Genomic DNA, 21,113 nt, shown 5'->3' with positions numbered 1-21,113 from the left:
CGGCTGGCTGGGGCGGCGCGGGCGTGTCGGCCTGCGTCTGCGCCGCTGGTGGCGTGGCGGGGGCGGCGGACGGGGGGGCCTGCGCCGGTGCGGGCGTGGGTTCTCCCTCACCCGTTACCTGTCCGTACTGGCGGGCCATGGCGTCGGGCTGCGGCTGTTCCGGCGGCGGGGACAGGCGCATTACACCGCCATCCGCAGGCATGCCGTCGCCTGCGCCCAGTATCTGCATCCCGCCCGGATCGGCGGGCTTGACGCGCACCGGGCCGGGAGGCGGCCCCAGAACGGGAATCCCGCCCTGATGGTGGCCAAACAGCGACCATCCGCCAATCGCCACCACCAGCACGCCACCCAGTCCCGCCGCGCCATAGACCAGCTTGCGCGTCAGCGGATCATCACCCAGCAGGCTGCTGCCCGCCACGCGCGACAGCAGGGCCCTGAAATCGAAACCACCACGGCCCGCGCGGCGGGCGGGACGCGTCTGCGCGTCATCTGCCGGCTCCATCGGGGTGCCGGCCTTCAGGTCGGCGTTGGAATCGGTCCCCATGCGCTCCCGCCCCCTGGGTGCGGCATAGGGATCGGGCGCGGGCGGGTTGTCGCCCCTGTTGTCAGGGGGGACGTTGGGGGGCGTGGTGTCAGGGCTCATCGCATCTCCTCGACCGGCTGTACGCCGAGCACTTTCATACCCGATCGCAGCACGGTTGCCGTAGCCTCGACAAGGGCAAGCTTCATGCGGGTGGTGGCGACATCATCTTCCTGCAGGAAGCGCAGGGTCGCATCATCGCGCCCCCGGTTCCACAGGGCATGGAAATCGGACGCCAGTTCGTTGAGGTAGAACGCGATACGGTGCGGTTCATGCGCGCTGGCCGCCGATTCGACCATGCGCGGCCACTGCGCCATGCGCTGCAGCAGCGCCAGTTCCGCATCCGACGTCAGGCCCGACAGGTCCACATCCGCCAGTTCCGCGGGCGTGATGCCCCCCGGAATCTTTCCCTCATTGGCCATGCCCGCCGCCGACCGCAGGACGGAACAGCACCGCGCATGGGCGTACTGCACATAGAAGACCGGGTTATCGCGGCTCTGCGCCACGACCTGATCCAGATCGAATTCCATCTGCGCGTCCGCCTTGCGGGTCAGCATGGTAAAGCGCACGGCATCGCGCCCGACTTCATCAATCAGGTCGCGCAGGGTGACGAAGGTGCCCGCACGCTTGGACATGCGCACCGGCTGCCCGTCGCGCACGATACGCACGATCTGGCACAGCAGCACGTCCAGCACCGGCCGCCCGTCCGTCGCCAGCGCCGAAACCGCCGCCTTCATGCGGGTGACGTAGCCGCCGTGGTCCGCCCCCCATACATCCACCAGCACATCGGCGCCCCGGCGGATCTTGTCGGCATGATAGCCGATGTCGTTGGCGAAATAGGTGTTCGAGCCATCAGACTTGCGCAGCGGGCGGTCCACGTCATCCCCGAACCCGGTGGAGCGGAACAGTGTCTGCGGGCGCGCTTCCCAATCATCGGGCAGCTTGCCCTTGGGCGGTTCCAGAACGCCTTCGTAGATCAGGCCCTTTCTTTCCAGTTCCGCTATAGCACGGTCGGTTTCGCCATCGGCAAGGATCTTCGCCTCGCTGGTGAAGACATCATGATGCACGCCAAGGGCCGCCAGATCCTCGCGGATCATGGCCATCATGGTATCGACCGCCTTGCGCTTCACCGTCTCCAGCCACATGGCGGGATCGGCGGGCTTCAGGCCGGGGGCGGCCAGACGGTCGCCATGCTCGCGGGCCAGCGCCTCTCCCACCGGCACCAGATAATCACCACCGTACTGGATCGCGCCACCGGGCACGACAGCGGCGAATTCGTCCTCGGTCACGCTCGTGCCCAGTGCCTGCAGGTAGCGCCAGTAGGTCGCCCATGCCAGGGCGATGACCTGCGCCCCGGCGTCGTTGATGTAATATTCCTTCGTGACCTCGTATCCCGCCTTGATCAGCAGGTTGGCCAGCACGTCACCCACCACGGCCCCACGGCAATGGCCCACATGCATCGGGCCGGTGGGATTGGCGGACACGTATTCCACATTCACCTTCACGCCGCGTCCCGCGGTGCTGGCGCCGTAATCCTCACCCACCTTCAGGACGTTGCGCGCCACGTCCTGCCACACGGCCGGGGCCAGGCGCATGTTGACGAAGCCGGGGCCAGCCACTTCCGCATGTGCGATGCCGGGCACATCCGCCAGCGCCGTCACCAGTTCGGCCGCGATGTCCGCCGGGCGACGGCGTGCCGCCTTGGACACGACCAGCGCCGCATTGGTCGCCAGATCGCCATGGGCCGGGTCACGCGTGGGGGTGACCTCCACCCGGTCCAGCAGCGCAGGCGGCAGGTCGGGCACGATCCGGCCCAGTGCTGCGCGCACATGCGTAAGGTAACGGACGAACAGACTGTCTGACATGCGGCACGGTTTCCCAACAAAAACAGTAAACGGACCCTCAGGCCCGGCAGGACGGGCCTGCCGTGATACCAGAACGGCAGGCAATCGGATAAATGCGATGGGCGTGTTTCACCCCGGCGAGGACAGGTCCGTCAACCGTCGATATTCTTCCATCGCGCAGCGATCGGTCATCCCGGCAATATAATCCGCCACCACGCGGCATGCACCTGCCATGTCGCCACCGTCGCGCGCGGCAAGTGCTGGCTCCCGCGTGCCATCGGGCAGCAGGGTCATGTTTTCCGACAGGATGGCGAAAATCGATTCGACCGTCAGCCGCGCCTTGCGCGTCATGCGGTTGACCCGCCAGTGCCGGTACAGCCGCGCATACAAGAATTTGCGGATTTCCAGATTGGCGGCCGCGATTTCCGGACTGTACGCCACTACGGGGCGGGCGGCATGGCGGATGTCATCGGAACAGGTCGGGATCAGGCGTTCAAGGTTGCGCTGGGTCTGGCCGATCAGGTCCATGGCCAGCGTGTTGATGACGCGCCGGATGGTTTCATGCCGCAGGCGGGGATCGTTATTGCCGGCATGGCAGCCAGCCTGCTGCTGGGCCGCGCGCGCATCGGCCAGCGCCTCGCGCACGACGGGCAGGGTTTCCAGATCCTCGATATGCAGCAGGCCCGCGCGCAGCCCGTCATCAAGGTCGTGGGCATGGTAGGCAATATCATCGGACAGGGCCGCGACCTGCGCCTCCGCCGAGGCATAGCTGCCCAGTTCCAGCCCGTGCCGGGCGGCATAATCCGCCACATAGGGCGTGGGATGGTCCACCGGCCCGTTATGCTTGGCCAGCCCTTCGAGCATTTCCCATGTCAGGTTCAGGCCATCAAAGGCGAAATACCGCCGTTCCAGCAACGTCACCAGCCGCAGGGACTGCGTATTGTGGTCGAACCCGCCCCAGGGCTTCATGGCGGTGGACAGCGCTTCCTCCCCCGCATGGCCAAAGGGAGTGTGGCCAAGGTCGTGGGCCAGCGCCAGGCCTTCGGTCAGGTCTTCCTCCAGCCCCATCCTGCGCGCAATGGAGCGGGCAACCTGCGCCACTTCCAGCGAATGGGTCAGGCGGGTGCGGAAAAAATCGCCTTCGTGGTTAAGGAAGACCTGCGTCTTGTACTGCAGCGTGCGAAACCCCGCCGAATGCAGCACCCGGTCGCGGTCGCGCTGCCATGGGCTGCGGGTCGGGGCCTCGGCTTCGGGATAGAGCCTGCCACGGGCCGTGGCGGTCTGGACAGCATAGGGTGCAGTGCTCATATAAGGTCAGGATCCAGCCATGGATGGAACGGCACGTGATGATGCCGCCGCCCATCCATAACCCGCGCGCCGCCTGTGGCCAACATGGTCCCGCAGGGTGGCGTGCCATTGATCATGGTGAAACCCGATGTCCGTGCCCCCCACCCCGTCCACCGACAGCTTCCGCGTATCGGATGCGGCGGCCCGCCGCCTGCGTGAAATACTGGATGAACAGCCTGCCTCGCCCGCCGGGGAACCCGCATTGCGGGTATCGGTCGAGGCCGGGGGGTGCAACGGGTTCCAGTACAAATTCGCGCTGGATCATGAAAGCCGGTCCGATGATATCGTGATTCCGGCCGGAACGGTCCGCGTGGTGGTCGATCCGGCCAGCATGGACCTGCTGAACGGGGCGGAACTGCATTTTGATGACAGCCTGATGGGCGCGCACTTTACCGTGCGCAATCCCAACGCCGCGTCATCATGCGGATGTGGCACGAGCTTTTCGGTCGAATGATGAAATTCGCGACCTGGAACGTCAATTCCATCCGCCAGCGTCAGGATCATGTGCTGGACTATCTGGCACGCGAGCAGCCCGACGTGCTGGCGCTGCAGGAAATCAAGTGCGCTACCGAGATCTTCCCCGTCGATGTTTTCAAAGCGGCGGGCTACGACAGCATTGTGGTGGGACAGAAAAGCTATAACGGCGTCGCCATCCTGACCCGCCACCCGCACGACGTCACGCACACCGCCCTGCCCGGCTGGGAAACCGACCCGGCGCAGGCGCGCTATGTGGAAATCCGCAGCTGCGGGCTGGTGTTTGGCAACCTGTACCTGCCCAACGGCAATTCCGGCGGCAGTACGGGCTACGACTCCAAACTGGCGTTCATGGAGGCGCTGGCACTTCATGCGCATGGCATGCTGCAGGCCGGGCAGGATTTTATCCTGCTGGGCGATTACAACGTCTGCCCCACCGATGAGGACCATGCCCCCGGCGCACTGTCCCCCGATGACGCCCTGGTCCGCCCGCAGAGCCGCGCCGCCTTCCGCCGCCTGCTCTGGCTGGGGCTGACCGATGCCCTGCGCGCGCTGCACCCGGTGGGACGGTTCTATACATTCTGGGACTATCAGGCGGCGGCATGGCAGCGTGACAGCGGGCTGCGCATTGACCATGCCCTGCTGTCCCCCCGCGTGGCCGAGCGGCTGCTGACAGCGTTGCCCGCCCGTGACGAACGGGGCAGACCACAGCCATCCGACCATGTGCCGCTGGCGGTTACGCTGGCGGATGCGACGGGCTGACACCACCATGCCCCGGTGCCCCACCGGGCACCGGGCAGTGGTCGGGCACCGGTAGCAGGCGGAATTCGCGCAATGTGCCCGACATGCGGAACTGCCCGAAATCCATATCGACCTGGTCGGCCACGCCATTGGTGAAATAGCGCACGCCCGTCTCGAACACCGGGGTCATGTCGCGGGTGGTGGTGTTGTAATAGGCGACATGCACCCGCTGCGCCGCAAGCGTGGCAAGGACTGGGAACGTACCCGCCACCGGCTGCGTATCGCGCCCCAGCAGCAGCACATAGGTCCCCAGCGCACCGGTATCCACCGTGCCGTCAAACAGGAAGGGCGCGATCTGTCCCCGTCCGTCCTGTCCCGCCTGAATGATTGCCGCCGTATGCGCCACAGGAAACAGCGTCCCGGCAGGCAGCGTCACGTCATGGGCCACGGGGGCGGTATAATGCACCTTTCCGCCGGTGGGGTGCATATGGGCCTCCCCCGCGATACGGGGGGCGGGCTGTCCATTTTCCGTCTGGTCGGCACGGAATACGAGGGATGAGCCGTCCTTTTCCTCCAGCACGGCATAATCCGAATCACTGACCGATTCCGCCCCGTCACGCCCCACGGTGCGCAGGTGCAGTTGCTGCTGCGAGGACCATTCCGAACACATGTCGGACAGGACGAAGGTCAGCCTGCCCTCCGCAGTGACAACGTCGCCGCCACTGACCGACACCAGCGTCAGGTCATACACCGCACGATGGGCGGCCATGACCGGGGCAGCCTGCACCGGCATGCTGCGCCACAGGCATGCCAGCGTCATGCCCACCATCACGCACCGCCCCACTGGCACCCCGTGCTGCACGGCACGCGATATCGGGGCGGCAGGTGCATCGGTCGGCATGCCGCAGGCTCAGTTCCTGGCCTGACCGGGCTTGGGACGCGGCAGGTCGAGGGCAAGGGAGAGTTCCTTCAGCCGCTGCGGCTCGACCGGGGCAGGCGCGCCCATCATCAGATCCTCGCCCTGCTGGTTGAGCGGGAACAGAATCACTTCACGGATGTTCGGCTCATCAGCCAGCAGCATCACGATACGGTCCACGCCCGGCGCCGAACCGCCATGCGGCGGCGCGCCATAACGGAAGGCGTTGAGCATGCCGCCAAACCGGGCCTCGACCTCGCTTGCCGGATAGCCCGCGATCTCGAAAGCGCGGATCATCACGTCGGGCTGGTGGTTACGGATCGCGCCCGAGGACAGTTCGATCCCGTTACACACGATATCGTACTGGAAGGCCTTGATGGTCAGCGGGTCCTGGTTCTGCAGCGCATCCATGCCACCCTGCGGCATGGAGAACGGGTTGTGGGAGAAATCGATCTCGCCCGTTTCCTCGTTACGCTCGTACATCGGGAAATCCGTGATCCAGCAGAAGCGGAAGGCGTTCTGTTCGATCAGGTCCAGTTCGGTCGCAACGCGCGTGCGCACGGCGCCCGAGAACTTGACCATTTCATCGCCCTTGCCAGCCACGAAGAACACGGCGTCACCCGCCTTCAGCCCGGTCCTGGCGCGGATGGCCTCGATCCGGTCGGCTTCGAGGTTCTTGGCGATCGGGCCCTTGCCGCCTTCTTCGGCGAAGATGATGTAGCCCAGGCCACCGGCACCGGATTCGCGCGCCCAGCTGTTCAGCTTGTCAAAGAACGCACGCGGGCGGTCGCCCGCGCCGGGGGCGGGAATGGCGCGGATCTGGCCGCCGTCGGCTGCGATACGCGCAAACAGGCCAAAGCCGGAACCGGCGAAGGCTTCGGTCACGTCCGACAGCTTCAGCGGGTTGCGCAGGTCGGGCTTGTCGCTGCCATAGACTTCCATGGCGGTGGCGTAGGGAATCCGCTCGAACGGCCCTTCGCTGACAATGCGGCCACCGCCGAATTCGCGGAACACGCCTTCCATCACCGGCTCAAGGGTTGCGAACACGTCTTCCTGCGTCGCGAACGCCATTTCGAAATCAAGCTGATAGAACTCACCGGGGGAACGGTCCGCACGGGCGGCTTCGTCACGGAAGCACGGTGCGATCTGGAAATAGCGGTCAAAGCCCGCCACCATCGCCAGCTGCTTGAACTGCTGCGGGGCCTGCGGCAGGGCATAGAACTTGCCGGGGTGCATACGCGCGGGCACGAGGAAGTCGCGCGCGCCCTCGGGCGAGGACGCGGTCAGGATCGGGGTCTGGAATTCCACGAAGCCCATATCCGTCATCCGCCTGCGCAGGCTGGCGATCACCTGCGCGCGCAGCATGATGTTGCGATGCACCTTTTCACGCCGCAGGTCGATGTAGCGGTAGGTCAGGCGCAGGTCCTCGGGGTAATGTTCATTACCCGCCACCTGCAGCGGCAGCACGTCGGCGCTGGACTGGACCGCGATCTCACGCGCGCGCAGTTCGATTTCACCGGTGGGCAGGTTCGGGTTCTTGGTCGCGCCATCACGCAGCACGACTTCGCCCGTAACTGTCAGCACGCTTTCCACGCGCACGCGTTCCGCCGTTTCCAGCACGGGGGAGCCTGCGGGGATCACGATCTGCGTCATGCCGAAATGGTCACGCAGGTCGATGAACAGCAGGCCGCCATGATCGCGCTTGGAGTGTACCCATCCGGAAAGGCGGGCCGTCTGCCCGGCGTCGGCTGCCCGCAGGGCCGCACAGCTATGGGTACGATAGGGATGCATGATCTTGTCCTGATTCTACCAAATTTTGGGGGATGCGCCTGAAGGGGCCACACCCGGTTGCAGGCGCGACAAAGCCAATCCCGCCCGCGCCTGTCAAGGTTATAGGTGAACAGCCCCGGCCTGCGGGGCCGCAGCCTACACGTATTCGGGGAACAGGTCGCACAATCCGTCCGCCGTGGCGGGGCAGCGGCCACGTTCGGTAATCAGCCCGGTCACAAGCCGCGCAGGCGTGACGTCAAACGCCGGATTGGCGGCAGTGCTGCCATCGGGCACAAGCTGCACCGCCGTCACGGCGCCGCCTTCATCACGCCCCTGAATGTGGGTGACTTCGCGGCCGCTGCGTTCCTCGATGGGGATTTCCTTCACACCATCGCTAATGGACCAGTCAATGGTGGTGGACGGCAGCGCCACCCAGAAGGGCACGCCATTGTCATGCGCCGCCAGCGCCTTGAGATACGTGCCGATCTTGTTCGCCACGTCGCCCGTACGGGTCACGCGGTCAGTGCCCACGATCACCATGTCCACCTGGCCATGCTGCATCAGGTGGCCACCGGCATTATCGGCAATGACGGTATGCTTCACCCCGTGGCGGCCCAGTTCCCATGCCGTCAGCGATGCGCCCTGATTGCGCGGGCGCGTTTCATCCACCCACACATGCACGTCAATGCCACGGTCATGCGCCATGTAGATTGGCGCAAGCGCGGTGCCCCAGTCCACGGTTGCGATCCAGCCCGCGTTGCAGTGGGTCATGATGTTGACCGGACCGGGACGGCGGCCTGCGATCTCCTCGATCAGTTCAAGGCCCTGCCGTCCGATGGCTTCATTCTGGATCACGTCTTCATCACAGATGCGCCCGGCTTCGTCATATGCCGCCGCCACACGGTCCGCGGGCACGGTCAGGCGCAGGCGCGTCAGCATGCGCCGGATCGCCCAGGCCAGGTTGACCGCCGTGGGCCGGGTGGCCGCAAGCAGCGCCGCATCACGTTCCATGGCGGCGTCACTGCTATCGCACCGCAGTGCCAGCGCCAGACCATAGGCCGCGACCGCACCGATCAGCGGCGCGCCACGCACCTGCATGCTGCGGATGGCGTGCGCCACCTGGTCGCGTTCAGTCAGGCGCAGGATATCAAGCGACCAGGGCAGACGGGTCTGGTCAAAGATATGGACCGACCACCCATCATCCGCATCCACCCATACGCTGCGATAAGAGACGTTATCAATTTTCATATAATACTTGCCGCCATCCAAAAACCAGAACACACAAAAGGGGGCGTAGGGAAACATTCAGCAGGCCGTTATTCAAGCCCCTGCCCCCGATACATCACTTTTTTACACCGGCAGGCCGCCGGTCCTGCGGTCGTCTTCCATCATACAACCGGATCACGGACGGTTCCACAGGCTTGCGCCGGATACGGCCCCGCCTTTATCCTGACCGCCTGTGTTCTCAGGGCGGGGTGAAAGTCCCTACCGGCGGTAACAGGCAACCGCCTGAAGCCCGCGAGCGCCCGGCCTTCGGGCCGGGGTCAAGCAGATCTGGTGCAATGCCAGGGCCGACGGTGACAGTCCGGATAAAAGAGAACTGGCGGCTGCACGGCCCATGCGGGTCGGTGCCCGCCCGTGATCGCCTTGGATGACCACCGGGTCCACCAAGGGAGACATCCATCATGACATCAGCACCCGATTACCATGATTCCACGCCACCGGGCGAGGCAAAAGACACGGCGAGGCCGTCCCCCCAGAACATTTATGACAATCCGCGTTTTTTTGAGGGGTACCGCACCCTGCGTGAAAAGGACACGGGACTGAACGGTGCGCTGGAAATCCCGGCGATACGCGCCCTGCTGCCCGACCTGCATGGCAGGGCCGTACTCGACCTTGGATGCGGGTTCGGGGATTTCGCCCGTTATGCCCGCGAACAGGGTGCGGCCACGGTCACCGCGCTGGATGTATCGCTGAAAATGATCGAAGCCGCACGGGCACTGACGCACGATGCGGCCATCACCTATGTCCACGGGTCCATCGAGGACCGTGCGGTGCAGCCAGCGGCATTCGACCTCGTGGTGTCGTCCCTCGCCCTGCATTACATCGCGGATTACGCGACCGTGGTCCGCCGCGTGTTCGACAGCCTCAGGCCCGGCGGGCTGCTTGTCTTTTCAGTGGAGCACCCCGTCTGCACCGCCAACCCCACAGGCTGGATACACGATGCGGACGGCCACAGGCTGCACTGGCCACTCGACCACTATCAGCAGCAGGGCGCGCGCAGTACGTCATGGTTTGTCGACGGGGTCATAAAATACCACCGCACGATGGAAACCTACGTCAACACCGTGCTGGATGCGGGCTTTCAGCTCCGGCATCTGGCCGAACCGCAACCCACCGCCGAGCGGTTACGCGAACGTCCAGACCTGGAAGACACCGTGCGGCGGCCCCCCATGCTGATCCTTGTGGCCATGAAGCCGGATGCCGCACACGCCCCGCAGCGCCGTAATCACGAGACGAAAGACTAAGGTCGCGTTTGCTGTCCCCATAACGAAACCGTCCCGCCATGCGGCGTGCATGGCGGGACAGTTAGTGGTCTGACAAAATCGCGCGGGATCAGCCCTGCGGACCGTCGGACAGCGGAAGACGGGTCAGGATCGTGGTCAGGCGCTGGGCAAAGCCGGTCGGGTCCTTCGGGCTTTCGCCGTCCTGGATGCGGGCCATGTCCATAAGCGTCAGGGCAATATCCTGCACCGGGTCGCCATTCTTCACGCGGGTCGCAAGGTCCGCGATCAGCGGGTGCGCGGGGTTGACCTGCAGCACCGGCGCCGTATCGGGCACCTGCTGGCCGCTGCGCTTCATAAGCCGGATCATCTGCAGGTCCGGCCCGGATTCGGGGGCCGCCAGCACCACGGCGCTGCTGACCAGGCGGTTGGTGCCCTTCACGTCCGATACCGCGTCACCCAGCGCGTCCTTCAGCGCGGGAATGATGACATCCAGCGCGTCCTTTTCAGCCTGCGTTTCCTCCGGCGCGCCAAACTTTTCCAGATCGGTATGGAACTGGCTGATATTACGCAGCGGCGTATCCTTGTACACGCCCAGACGGTCGGGCCAGAAGGAATCCACCGGATCGGACAGCAGCAGCACCTCGATCCCGCGGGCGCGGAAACCTTCAAGCTGCGGCGAGGACGGCAGCATTTCCGTGCGATCGCCAGTCAGGTAGTAAATGGCTTCCTGCTCGGGCTTCCTGCGCTCCAGATACGCATCCAGCGTGGTCCAGCCGTCCTGCGTGCTGGACCTGAAACGCGCGATGGCGGCCAGTTCCGTGCGGTGTTCGGCGTCGTCCCAGATGCCTTCCTTGAAGGTCGGGCCAAAATTATCCCAGAACGTCTCGAAATCCGCCTCATCCTTGCTGCGGGTCTTGAGTTCCGAGATCACGCGGTTGGTCACGGCCTTGCGGATGCGCGCCAGCACCGGCGTCGCCTGCAGCATTTCGCGCGAGACGTTCAGCGGCAGGTCCTCGGTATCCACCACGCCGGTCACAAAGCGCAGCCACGGCGGCAGCAGCCCGGCATCATCGGTGATGAACATGCGGCGGACATGCAGGCGGATCTGGCTTTCACGCACCGGTTCGGCAAATTCGAACGGCTTGCTGCCGGGAATGAACAGCAGGGCCGAGAATTCCAGCATCCCCTCGGCATGCCAGTGCAGCGTGGCCCATGGCGTGTCGAAGTTATGGCTGACGTGGCGATAGAACTCGTTCAGCTGTTCTTCATCAATTTCGCCACGCGGCTTGCGCCACAGCGCCGTGCCCTTGTTGGCCGAGGCCTCTTCCCCGTCATCCTTGACGATGGTGATCGGCCACGAAATGTGATCAGCCCATTTCCGCACGATGGTTTCAAGCTGCCACGAATCAAGGAAGTCATTCGCATCTTCCTTGATGTGCAGGATAATGTCGGTGCCCGCCCTGTCACGGGTCGCCGGGCTGATCGTGTAGTTGCCCTTGCCGGTGGAGGACCAGCGCCATGCGTCCTCGCTGCCCGCACGACGCGAGATCACGTCCACCCGGTCCGCCACCATGAACGCGGCATAAAAGCCCACGCCAAACTGTCCGATCAGGCTCGGCTTGTCCTCGGGCTTCGCATTGGCCAGTTCCTCGCCAAAGGCGCGGGTGCCGGAACGCGCGATGGTGCCAAGGTTGCGGGCAAGGTCTTCCTTGCTCATCCCCGCGCCATCGTCGCTTATGGTCAGCAGGCGGGCGTCCTTGTCGGGGTTGATGCGGATCTTCGCATCATCGGGCAGCGCACGCGCGCCATCGGTCAGCGCCTCGAACCGGCGCTTGTCGGTGGCGTCCGCCGCATTGGCCACCAGTTCACGCAGGAAGATCTCGCGTTCGGAATAAAGCGCATGCACCACAAGGTCGAGCAGGCGGCCGACCTCGGCGCTGAATTCATGCTGTTCGCCCGTTGCTTCGGGCTGGGCTGTGGTTGTGTGTTCCGTCATTGCCGGTCCTTATGTCCGTGAAATACCATCAGGTTTCAATTTGTAATGAATATGGAAATCTTCGCGGCGTTTTCAATGGCCTGCGTGCGGGAGCGCTCAGTCAAAATCCGTCGGCAGCCCAGGGTTGCGGACATGGTCGAACATGCGGGCGATCTGCTGTGGCAGGACGCGGCCATGGGACAGGTCCGCAGGGATTTCATCGGGGCCGAACCAGCCGATTTCGGATGTCTCGACACTGGTCCGCGCCTGCCCGCCGGTCAGTTCGCATATGAAATACAGCGTGTAGCATGAAAACGGCGCGGGCGGGTGATCCTGCCGGTCGCGGTCCCACACGGCGGCCAGCCGGGTAACACGGACATCATACCCGCTTTCCTCGCGCACTTCCTTGACCGTGTTTTCCACCGGGCTGAGGTTCACGTCCGCCCAGCCACCGGGCAGTGTCCAGCGGTCATGGTCCAGCACTTCGCGCACCAGCAGGATCCGCCGGCGTTCATCAAACACGGCGGCCCGCACCGCGATCTTGGGCGTGGCGTACCCGTCCTGCCGGGTGAACAGGTCCAGCACCCGCTCCATATCGGCCTGGCTGCCTGCCGCCATCATCTCGGCCGAGATCTGCCTTATGCTCTCATAACGCTCACGGTCAAAGGGGCTTTCGGCATAGGTCAGGCCGCTCTGGGCCAGTGCCTGCAGGTCCCGCGCCCAGACCAGCCATTTGGGAAATGTCATTCTGCCTCTCCCTGTGGTGACCAGCCCGGCGGGGCCAGTTCGAAGCTGCTGAATATGAAAGCCGGCGCAACCTGGCAGCCCATCAGGCTCCATGCCCCAACAGTGGATGCCGCCTGCCAGGCACCTGCCGGCACCACAGCCTGCATTACCTGCCCCTGTTCGGGCAGCGGGCCAAGGGTGACACGTTCAATCGGGCTGCCGGCACGCGGGGCGATTTCCAGCATCAGCGGACTCCCCCCCTGCCAGCACCAGATTTCCGCTGCGTCAACCCGGTGCCAGTGCGACCGCTCTTCCGCCGCCAGCAGGAACATGATGGTGGATACCGCGCCACGCGGGCCATCGGACGGGGTGTCGCGCCATATCTCGCGGTAGCTTCCGCCTTCGGGATGGGGGTGCAGACCCAGCGCCTGCCGCACGCGTTCCGCCGGGATGGAGGGATCACGCAGATCGATCATGCTGAATTCGTACTCCGGGCATAAGGATTTGAAATCATTTAAAAATTCTTCCCGGACGCCATCCGGCAATCATCAGAACGCTTGCGGAAGAGCCATTTCCAAAACGCTTTGGAAAACGTCGTTTTTTGGAAAAAAGGCGGCATCCGAAAACTTTTATTTTTTCCATCAATGGATGTGCCGGGCAGCGCGACGCTGCGCCACCAGCCTTAATGCGCGTAATCCGTGTCCATTGCGGGCATGAACGACAGGGTCTGGTCCGTATAGGTCTCCACCACCTCGCTAAAGGGCTGACCATGCGCATCGCGCAGCACCGCGCGCTGGCGCACGATCTGCGCAGGCGGCGTGATCATACCCGGCGCGTCATGCAGGCTGCCGGGCCACGGGGACCACAGCCGGGTGAATTCCAGCCGGTCACGCGAAAAATGCAGGGGCGCGACCACATGCCCGAATGCGGCATCCGTCCCATCCAGCGTGGCGTTCATGCCCGCCGTCAGCCGGTCGGGCACATACCAGTTATCAGCTACCGACAGCACATGGGTGCCACAGACAAGCTGCACCTGCCGGTGGCGTATGGGCTGCGTGGCGCTGGCCGCAAGGTCAGCCCGTACACGCGCGGGTACGGGATCGGGCGCGGTGAGGGTCATCTTGCGTGCGACCACCACTGGCCTGTCGGCCATGTGATGGCGGGCGCACCAGTCCTCCAGCGCCACAGTCGCGCTGGGATGGGTCAGCAGGGTAATTTCCAGTTCCTGCACCGCCAGCAGCACACGGGCGCGATCCAGCGCGGTATCAGGCAGACCCGCCGCCAGGCAGTCACCGGATGCAGGCAGGATGCCCACGCCCGACAGCCCCATGGCCAGCAGGAAACGCTTCATCCCGTGCCTCAGGGCGCCAGCGTGCGCGCGGGCAGATGTATGCTGACCTGCTGGCTGTCATCCACAGCCGACGTGCCCAGCCAGACCCGGAAGCGGCCCGAAGGAATGGCCCACCGGTCATGCCTGCCATCAAAATGCGCCAGCAGGCGCGGATCGACCTGCACCGAGACCTGACGGCTTTCCCCCGGTGCCAGGGTGACGCGCTGCCATCCCCCCAGCCTGCGCGCACCACCATCGGGCAGTCCGACATAGACCTGCGGCACATCCACACCCGGACGCGTGCCGGTATTGCGCACGTTGAACGTCACCGTAAGCTGCTTGTGGTGATACCCTGCCGCCAGTCCATCGGTGGCGAAGGTGGTGTAGGTCAGGCCATGGCCGAACGGATAGAGCGGCTTGAGGTGATTGCGGTCGAACCAGCGGTAACCGACATCGCTGCCTTCGTCGTAAACCAGTTCCTGATCTGTATGGAACTGCATCTCGAACACGTTGCTGGCGGTCACACCTGCGATGTCAGGGTGGGCAAGCTGGGATTCAGCCTGCGGGAAGGTCATGGTCAGATGGCCCGACGGCGCCACCTTGCCAAACAGCAGCCGCGCAATGGCCGTGCCGCCTCCGGAACCGGGGAACCATGCCTCCAGCACGCCTGCCACGCTGCTGTTCCACGGCATCAGCACCGGATCGCCGGTCTCCATGACCACCACGGTGCGCGGGTTGGCGGCGGCAACGGCGGCAATCAGCGCATCCGCATTGCCATCCAGATGCATGTTCGGCGCGTCCATCCCCTCAAAAGTGAACTGCGTGGCGTATACGACGGCGACATCGGCCGCGCGCGCGGCACGGACGGCGGCTGCGATATTCGTGCCCGGATCATAGGTAATATGCGCAGCCGGGGCCTCGGCCCGCATGGCCTTCAGCGGGCTGGACGGGAAATAGACCGGATCACCCGGCCAGTCCTTCTTGCCCGGTCCCTTGACCACCTCGCCCCCGATGGGATCAACCTGGCTGGACCCGCCACCCGAAATCACGCCCACATCCGCATGACCGCCAATGACCGCAATGCGCGCGGTGGGGGCCAGCGGCAGGACGTTGCCTTCGTTGCGCAGCAGGACCGCGCCTTCTTCCTCGTCACGCTGGGCGACAAGGGTGTCGGTCACCACGTCCAGCGGCGCACGCTGCGACGGATGGTCAACCAGTCCCTGCGCGAACAGCGAACGGACGATACGCTGCGCCATATCATCAATACGCGACTGCGGTACGCGGCCCGCCTTCACATCGGCTGCCAGCAGCGTCTGGAAATAGGGACGTGCATCGGCATGGTCGCCCGCCGATTCCTGATCCAGCCCGGCCAGCGCCGCGCGGGCGGAGGAATGGGTCGCACCCCAGTCGGACATGACGAAGCCGGGATAATGCCAGTCCTGTTTCAGCGTCGTGTTCAGCAGGTACGGGTTTTCGCACGCATACAGGTCATTGACGCGGTTATACGAGCACATGACCGAACCGGGATGCCCGGTTTCCAGCGCGATCTCGAAGCCCAGCAGGTCACTTTCACGCATGGCCACGGGGTCGATATCCGCACTCATGGTCATGCGCGATGTCTCGAGATCGTTCATCGCATAGTGCTTGAGGGTGGAAATCACATGCTGTGACTGCACGCCCGCAATGGTGCTGCCGACCATGCGCCCGGTCTGCAGCGGATCCTCGCCCGCATATTCGAAATTGCGGCCACCGCGCGGGTCACGGGTCAGGTCCGCCCCGCCGCCCAGCAGGACGTTGAAACCGCTCTGCCACGCTTCACGGCCAATCATGGCCCCGGCCTCACGCGCCATGTCCATGTCCCATGAACTGGCGGTGGACAGCCCCGATGGCAGGGAAACCGCCGCCCCGTCCTTGCGGATATGGGCCGGGTTGCGGATGCCAAGCCCCGCATCCGAAATCTGCAGGTCCGGCAGGCCAGATCCCGCGGGTGCGCGCAGATAGGCCGCCGAACCAAGGCCGCCCGGCGGGGCGACGCTGCCATTGAACCCACCGCCGTCAACGCTGAACAGCAGGGACATCTTGTCTTCAGGGCTCATATGCGCCAGCACCTGCCGCGCCTTTTCATCCGCCGGATCACCCGGGGCATGATGTGCGGCATGGGCGGCGTCATGCGCCACCATCATGCCGCACGCCACGGCGGACAGCAGGAATATCTTGCGGGACAGCTTCATGCGGCGGCCTCCTCATCATAATGGTCAGGACAGCAGGGATGCGAACCGGACGGCCCCGCCCGCTGTGGTCATAATTACTGAAACACCCGCCCTGCAATCCGCATGATCTAGCGCAAGGCAGGACGAGAAATTGGGCCAGAAGGTGTAAAAAAACCCCGCCGGCAGGCCATGTACATGCCTGTGGGCGGGGTCATGCGGCAACAGCGCGGTCTGGACAGATCCGGTCAGTTGCTGTTGCTGCGGGTACGCATGTACAGGATGATGGTCTGGGTCGGGACGGAATTCAGGTCTTCCGCATCCACATCGCGGGTAACGACATAATCGCCAAACGCACCCGGCTGCGACGTGATCCAGCGGCCGTACAGCCCTTCCAGAACCGGAGCCAGCCAGGTGCCCGAGGGCTCGCCGGCGCTGCCAACCTGCGGCAGGTCTTCATGCACGATGCGCATGGCCTGTTCTTCCGCCAGCAGTTCCAGCTTCACATATCCCCAGTTGATCATGCCCAGCAGGGCATTCAGTTCGATCTGCAACTGATGAATGGTGTTGCACAGGGGCGGCTGCAGTCGACCAGCCATGCCGCGGCCGACCTCGCGCAGCAGGTCATTCCTGACCTCGATCCCGGCCTGATCGTCGATTTCCCACGACAGGGCCTGCAGGAAAAGCGAGAAGTCCGGTTTTGCGTTGAAAGTTGTCATTACTGGTCCATAATAAGATAGTGTACGGAAATCATGGCGCCGCTTTCAGTCCAGTTACCGGCCTTCTGCCAGCGCCCCGACAGATCAAGACGAAGATTGTGTGTAAATCGATACCCTACCCTAGCATTGAAACCGCCCGTAAGACTAGCGATACTATCCCCGGGATAATAGGCCCTGTCTACCGTTTCCTCTGACAGATAATCCGAGGCCGTCGCATTCTGCACATACGAGTCAGCAATGTACTGGGCCCCCGCCTGCAACAGCGAGGATGTCGGGAAGAATGGGGAAGAGTGTTCGTGGAACACCTGGTAGCCGACGCTGCCGGTCACGTCCCAGTCCAACCGCTTGTGCTGCCCGGCGTAACGGATCGGAACCGTGGCCGAATAATAGGACTGGGGCGAGAAGTAGCCACCCTGCCCATAAGTATAGAAGTCCTGGTTGTTGGCATAACCGAAATAGGTCAGGCTGACACCGATCCGTACCAGCATGTTGGCGTTGTGCCAGACCAGCGTGTTGGCGCCGATACCGGCTTCACGCTCGTTATTGCTCCGCGTGTTCTTGCCTGTCTGGATCGCATAACCACCGCCACCATACAGAATGGTGTTGCCCAGCGTCGCCTCGACCTGGCCATGGAAGTGGTTGGTCACGACACCACCCCATTCCTGCCCCCACTGCGACGCAAGCTGGCTGCCATAATGGTTCAGCGCGTAACGGCCCAGGGCCGAGTTGTAGTTCGGGTCACGCAGGCCGCCATAGGACAGGACGCTGTTGGTGATCGAACGGCGTTCGGCACTCACACGGAACGTCACCGGCCCGACACGCGGCGAGAATTCGACCCCACCCAGCACATTGGTGATGGGGAAGCCGATCGGCGAGGCACCGACATCCGCCCGCACCCAGCTATTGCTGAACTGCACATCCGGCGCGAAGCCCGCTTCACCCTGCCCGCCCTGGATCTGCTGGGTCCGCAGGCTGCTGCTGCTGTTGTTCTGGTTCATGGAATTGACGTACTGGTTGTACGCCTGCGTCGCCATGTTGGTGCCGTAACGGGGCACGTCATAGACCGAACCGGTATTCAGGTCACCCGACCAGATCATGGTTGGCGTGATCGAGAAGGTCAGGCTGGATTCACCCGCCTGCAGCGGCAGGCGGCCGACGATGGGAATATTGGCTTCCGTCAGGCGGCCCATGCCATGTTCACCCGAACGCGAACGGAACCCGAGGCCACCGTCAATGGACGGGGCAAGGTTTTCACGCAGGGTATTGATCTGCCCGGAAATGGAAGACAGCATCTGGTCCGCAGCCTCGGGTGAGGTCGCTTCCATGCTGTAGGACCCACCCGTGACCGGCGCGCCAAGTTCCGTCTGCCGTCCGTAGCCATGATGGCGGAACGGATTGCTGGAAGGGGGCGCCAGCGCTTCTTCCTCGGTCGCTGCCGGGCCGAAGGCGGAGCGGGCCCCCTCGACCTGCTGCAGGCGCAGGTCATAGGCCCGGCGCAGGTCGGCAATGGTCCGGTGCCCATGTCCGTCCGCCTGATCCGCCACGGCCATGCCCAGCCATGCGCGGGCATCCATCGGACTTTCCTGCACGCCATCCATCGCCAGATGGGTGGCCAGACTCTTGCGACCACTATTGACCGCAGCCTGCACGGCGGCCTGCCGGGCATCGAGATCCTGCGGGTTATGGCGCAGCACCGCCAGGTCGATGTCCAGCGCCTTGCTGGATTTGCCTTCGCCATTGTACAGACGGGCCAGCGCCAGCTTGGGCGATGTCGCCTCCGGGTCCGCCCGCAGCGCGGGGGCCAGGTGATCATACGCCTGCGCCTGATCGCCACGCTGGTTCAGCAGGTCGGACTGCGCCACGGCAATGCCCATGCGCAGCTGCTGGAGCGTCTGCTGCTGTTCCGGCAGCAGCGCATTGCCAGCTCCACTCCCGCTGCCATCGCCCAGCGGCGCAAGCAGGCGGGCAGCGGCGACCGGGTTGCTGATCTTCATGTATTCGGTGGCGTAGGCCAGCCGCTGATCCGGCGACAGGTCAATCGTACGGGTCGAGGCGATACGCAGGGCCATACGGGCATGGATCATGTCACCACGCTGGCGGAACAGGTCGGCCACGGCCACGCCGCGCGCGCCCGTCGGATCAGGCGGGGCAAGCGCTTCACGGATCAGGGGAACTGGATTTGGCACCATCGACAGACGGCTGGCCAGATCTTCCTTGATCTGCATTTCCTCGGCAATCGAACGGATGGCCGGAGAATAGTCCTCGGGCGACAGCCCGGACAGCAGGCGACGGGTCGCCGCGTCATTTCCGGCGCCATAGGTATACAGGATGCCTGCCTGCCGGTCCTGCGCCGTAACCGGATTGGCCAGGATCGGCTGCATGACCCGCCCGGCTTCCGCCACGTCACCCTGCTGCTGCAGGGCATTGGCCAGGTTGATGCGCACCCACGGGTCACGCGGGGCCTGCGTCATGGCTTCACGCAGAATGGCAACCTTGCGCGCCGAATCCGACGTGTGCGATGCCGCGGCCATCAGGCCCGTCACCTCGATCTCGCCAACTTCCGTGGCGTATTGCGGACCGACGCGCGACAGCAGCTGGCGGGCTTCCGCCGTGTTGCCCTGCGCCATGTCCACCCGCGCCAGCCCCATCAGGGCCAGCTGGTTATTGGGGTCACGCGCGAGAACGGACCGATATTCCTGTTCGGATGCATCGATCTGCCCGGTCGAACGCTGCAGGTCCGCCAGCATCAGGGTCGCACCGGTGAACTGTCCCGGCTGACGCGCCAGCGATGTCAGGCGCTGCTTGGCTTCGGTGTACTGGTGGGCTGCGATCAGCTGGCGGACAGCGGCGTAATCACCACTGATTTCCATCCCCGCCAGCGCGGGGCGCCAGCGGTCAGCCGTCTTGGGGTCCGCAGCCATCGCTTCCTGAAAATAACGGCGCGCTTCAGCCGCATCACCCTGACGCATGCTGACCAGTCCCATCCCGCCCAGCGAATCCGCATCGTGGGAATTGATCTGCAGCGCGGACTGGAACGACTGCTCGGCTGCGGACAGACGCCCGGCATTAAGCTGCTGGTAGCCTGCCTGACGCGCCAGCCCGGCCTTGTCCGGCGGACCGCCCGGCGGGTGAAGCATGTGGTCCTTCAGCGCCGTATCATCAGGATGCGCCGCCAGCCACTGCTGCATGAGCGGCTGCGTCTCGGCCGTGACGGGCAGCCAGCTCAATGTCTGCCGATAGGACTGAGCGGCAGCCGCAGCCTCGACGGGGGCCTGCGTGCGGAACCCCTGCAGGTCCTTCAGTCGCGCCAGCCCCTCCATACGGGTCGAGGTGTTATATGTCAGCGTCTGCGCAAAGGCGAGCTGTGCCCGGTAATCCTGCGGATTGGCCGCAACGAGACCCGAAAGGCCCGCACGCGCCTGATCCCAGTCAGCCGGGACGCCAGCCATGGTCTGATAGTATTCGATCGCCAGGGAATGCGGGGGCCTGCCGCCATTGAACAGCTTCTGGTACCCGGCAACGGCCTCCGCATTGTGACCGGAGGCCGCAAGCGAACGCACATGCGACAGGTCGCCGGTCGAGATGGACCGTTCGTGCAACAGGTCACTCAGGCTGTTTGCCGCAACACTGCCCGGTGCGACCTGCTGCAGGTGGCGCAGGGTATCGGCCGCGGCTTCACGGTTGCCCATGGCCGTCTGGTATTCCCCCTGCACTTCCAGCACGTCGGGGGCATCCGGGGCGATCCGCTGCGCATTCTGCAATGCCTGCCGGGCATTGTCATACTGCTGCTGCTGCAACCAGAAACGTGCCTGCTGCAACAGGATCTGCCGTGGCGCGACAGCCCCCCCGGTGGCCTGCGCGCCGGTCATGGCGGTGGACGCCTGCTGCGCGCGGGCAACGGGCACGGGCATCATCGCGCCCATGCAACTGCTGGCAAGCAGGCCGGCAGAAAGCGAAAAGACGTATCGTCTGTTCAT

The 21,113-nt window shown here is 64.5% G+C and carries 16 protein-coding genes and 1 riboswitch; of the genes, 3 read left to right on the top strand and 13 right to left on the bottom strand.

From position 1 onward, the window contains the following. From B7449_RS09980 to B7449_RS09970, 3 genes are all read right to left on the bottom strand, one after another. Positions 1-643 (bottom strand): hypothetical protein (locus tag B7449_RS09980; RefSeq protein ID WP_048883596.1); only part of this gene is annotated, 643 nt, incomplete at its 3' end. Further along, positions 640-2,445 (bottom strand): arginine--tRNA ligase, encoded by a 1,806-nt coding sequence (gene argS, locus B7449_RS09975; protein ID WP_039735540.1) that lies wholly within the window; start codon positions 2,443-2,445, stop codon positions 640-642. The genes B7449_RS09980 and argS, both read right to left, overlap by 4 nt. 108 nt (positions 2,446-2,553) lie before the next feature. Continuing rightward, complete coding sequence (locus B7449_RS09970; protein ID WP_039735539.1) at positions 2,554-3,732, bottom strand: deoxyguanosinetriphosphate triphosphohydrolase; 1,179 nt, start codon at positions 3,730-3,732, stop codon at positions 2,554-2,556. A gap of 127 nt (positions 3,733-3,859) precedes the next feature. Here B7449_RS09970 and B7449_RS09965 point away from each other — a divergent pair, with 127 nt between their 5' ends. Together B7449_RS09965 and B7449_RS09960 are read left to right on the top strand one after the other, a co-directional pair. After that, positions 3,860-4,225: a HesB/IscA family protein gene (locus B7449_RS09965; protein ID WP_039735537.1), complete on the top strand. Its 366-nt coding sequence runs from the start codon at positions 3,860-3,862 to the stop codon at positions 4,223-4,225. Further along, positions 4,222-5,007 carry an exodeoxyribonuclease III gene (locus tag B7449_RS09960; RefSeq protein WP_039735536.1) on the top strand — a complete coding sequence of 262 codons (786 nt, stop codon included), beginning with the start codon at positions 4,222-4,224 and terminating at the stop codon, positions 5,005-5,007. Before B7449_RS09965 ends, B7449_RS09960 begins: the two co-directional genes overlap by 4 nt. Here the strand turns inward: B7449_RS09960 and B7449_RS09955 are convergent. From B7449_RS09955 to mtnA, 3 genes are all read right to left on the bottom strand, one after another. Then, positions 4,982-5,887: an EipB family protein gene (locus tag B7449_RS09955; RefSeq protein WP_039735535.1), complete on the bottom strand. Its 906-nt coding sequence runs from the start codon at positions 5,885-5,887 to the stop codon at positions 4,982-4,984. The two genes, B7449_RS09960 and B7449_RS09955, sit on opposite strands and share 26 nt — an antisense overlap. A gap of 9 nt (positions 5,888-5,896) precedes the next feature. Beyond that, positions 5,897-7,693 carry an aspartate--tRNA ligase gene (gene aspS, locus B7449_RS09950; RefSeq protein WP_039735534.1) on the bottom strand — a complete coding sequence of 599 codons (1,797 nt, stop codon included), beginning with the start codon at positions 7,691-7,693 and terminating at the stop codon, positions 5,897-5,899. 135 nt (positions 7,694-7,828) lie between these two features. After that, on the bottom strand, positions 7,829-8,920 hold the full coding sequence (gene mtnA / locus B7449_RS09945; RefSeq protein WP_039735589.1) for an S-methyl-5-thioribose-1-phosphate isomerase: 1,092 nt from the start codon (positions 8,918-8,920) through the stop codon (positions 7,829-7,831). 209 nt (positions 8,921-9,129) lie between these two features. Then, a riboswitch (FMN riboswitch) is annotated at positions 9,130-9,277 on the top strand. An 80-nt stretch (positions 9,278-9,357) separates the two neighbouring features. On the opposite strand from mtnA, the gene B7449_RS09940 reads away from it, so the two are divergent. Beyond that, positions 9,358-10,200 (top strand): class I SAM-dependent methyltransferase, encoded by an 843-nt coding sequence (locus tag B7449_RS09940; RefSeq protein ID WP_039735533.1) that lies wholly within the window; start codon positions 9,358-9,360, stop codon positions 10,198-10,200. 88 nt (positions 10,201-10,288) lie between these two features. Here B7449_RS09940 and htpG read toward each other — a convergent pair whose 3' ends face one another. The 7 genes from htpG to B7449_RS09905 all read right to left on the bottom strand — a co-directional run bounded on the left by htpG (position 10,289) and on the right by B7449_RS09905 (position 21,113). Then, positions 10,289-12,175, bottom strand: coding sequence for a molecular chaperone HtpG (gene htpG, locus B7449_RS09935; protein ID WP_039735532.1), 1,887 nt, complete (start codon positions 12,173-12,175; stop codon positions 10,289-10,291). Between the two features lie 96 nt (positions 12,176-12,271). After that, positions 12,272-12,901: an NUDIX hydrolase gene (locus B7449_RS09930; RefSeq protein ID WP_039735531.1), complete on the bottom strand. Its 630-nt coding sequence runs from the start codon at positions 12,899-12,901 to the stop codon at positions 12,272-12,274. Further along, positions 12,898-13,356: a cupin domain-containing protein gene (locus B7449_RS09925; RefSeq protein ID WP_039735530.1), complete on the bottom strand. Its 459-nt coding sequence runs from the start codon at positions 13,354-13,356 to the stop codon at positions 12,898-12,900. Before B7449_RS09925 ends, B7449_RS09930 begins: the two co-directional genes overlap by 4 nt. A gap of 206 nt (positions 13,357-13,562) precedes the next feature. Next, positions 13,563-14,231, bottom strand: a complete 669-nt coding sequence (locus tag B7449_RS09920; protein WP_039735529.1) for a hypothetical protein — start codon at positions 14,229-14,231, stop codon at positions 13,563-13,565. 8 nt (positions 14,232-14,239) lie between these two features. Next, positions 14,240-16,441 carry a beta-glucosidase gene (locus B7449_RS09915; RefSeq protein WP_039735528.1) on the bottom strand — a complete coding sequence of 734 codons (2,202 nt, stop codon included), beginning with the start codon at positions 16,439-16,441 and terminating at the stop codon, positions 14,240-14,242. A 224-nt stretch (positions 16,442-16,665) separates the two neighbouring features. Further along, positions 16,666-17,136 carry a cellulose synthase operon protein D gene (locus B7449_RS09910; RefSeq protein WP_010513886.1) on the bottom strand — a complete coding sequence of 157 codons (471 nt, stop codon included), beginning with the start codon at positions 17,134-17,136 and terminating at the stop codon, positions 16,666-16,668. After that, positions 17,136-21,113, bottom strand: coding sequence for a cellulose synthase subunit BcsC-related outer membrane protein (locus B7449_RS09905; protein ID WP_039735527.1), 3,978 nt, complete (start codon positions 21,111-21,113; stop codon positions 17,136-17,138). Before B7449_RS09905 ends, B7449_RS09910 begins: the two co-directional genes overlap by 1 nt.

Source organism: Komagataeibacter intermedius TF2, from assembly GCF_000964425.1.
GTDB classification, from domain to species: Bacteria; Pseudomonadota; Alphaproteobacteria; order Acetobacterales; family Acetobacteraceae; genus Komagataeibacter; species Komagataeibacter intermedius.
This window is presented reverse-complemented; position numbering and strand designations above follow the sequence as displayed.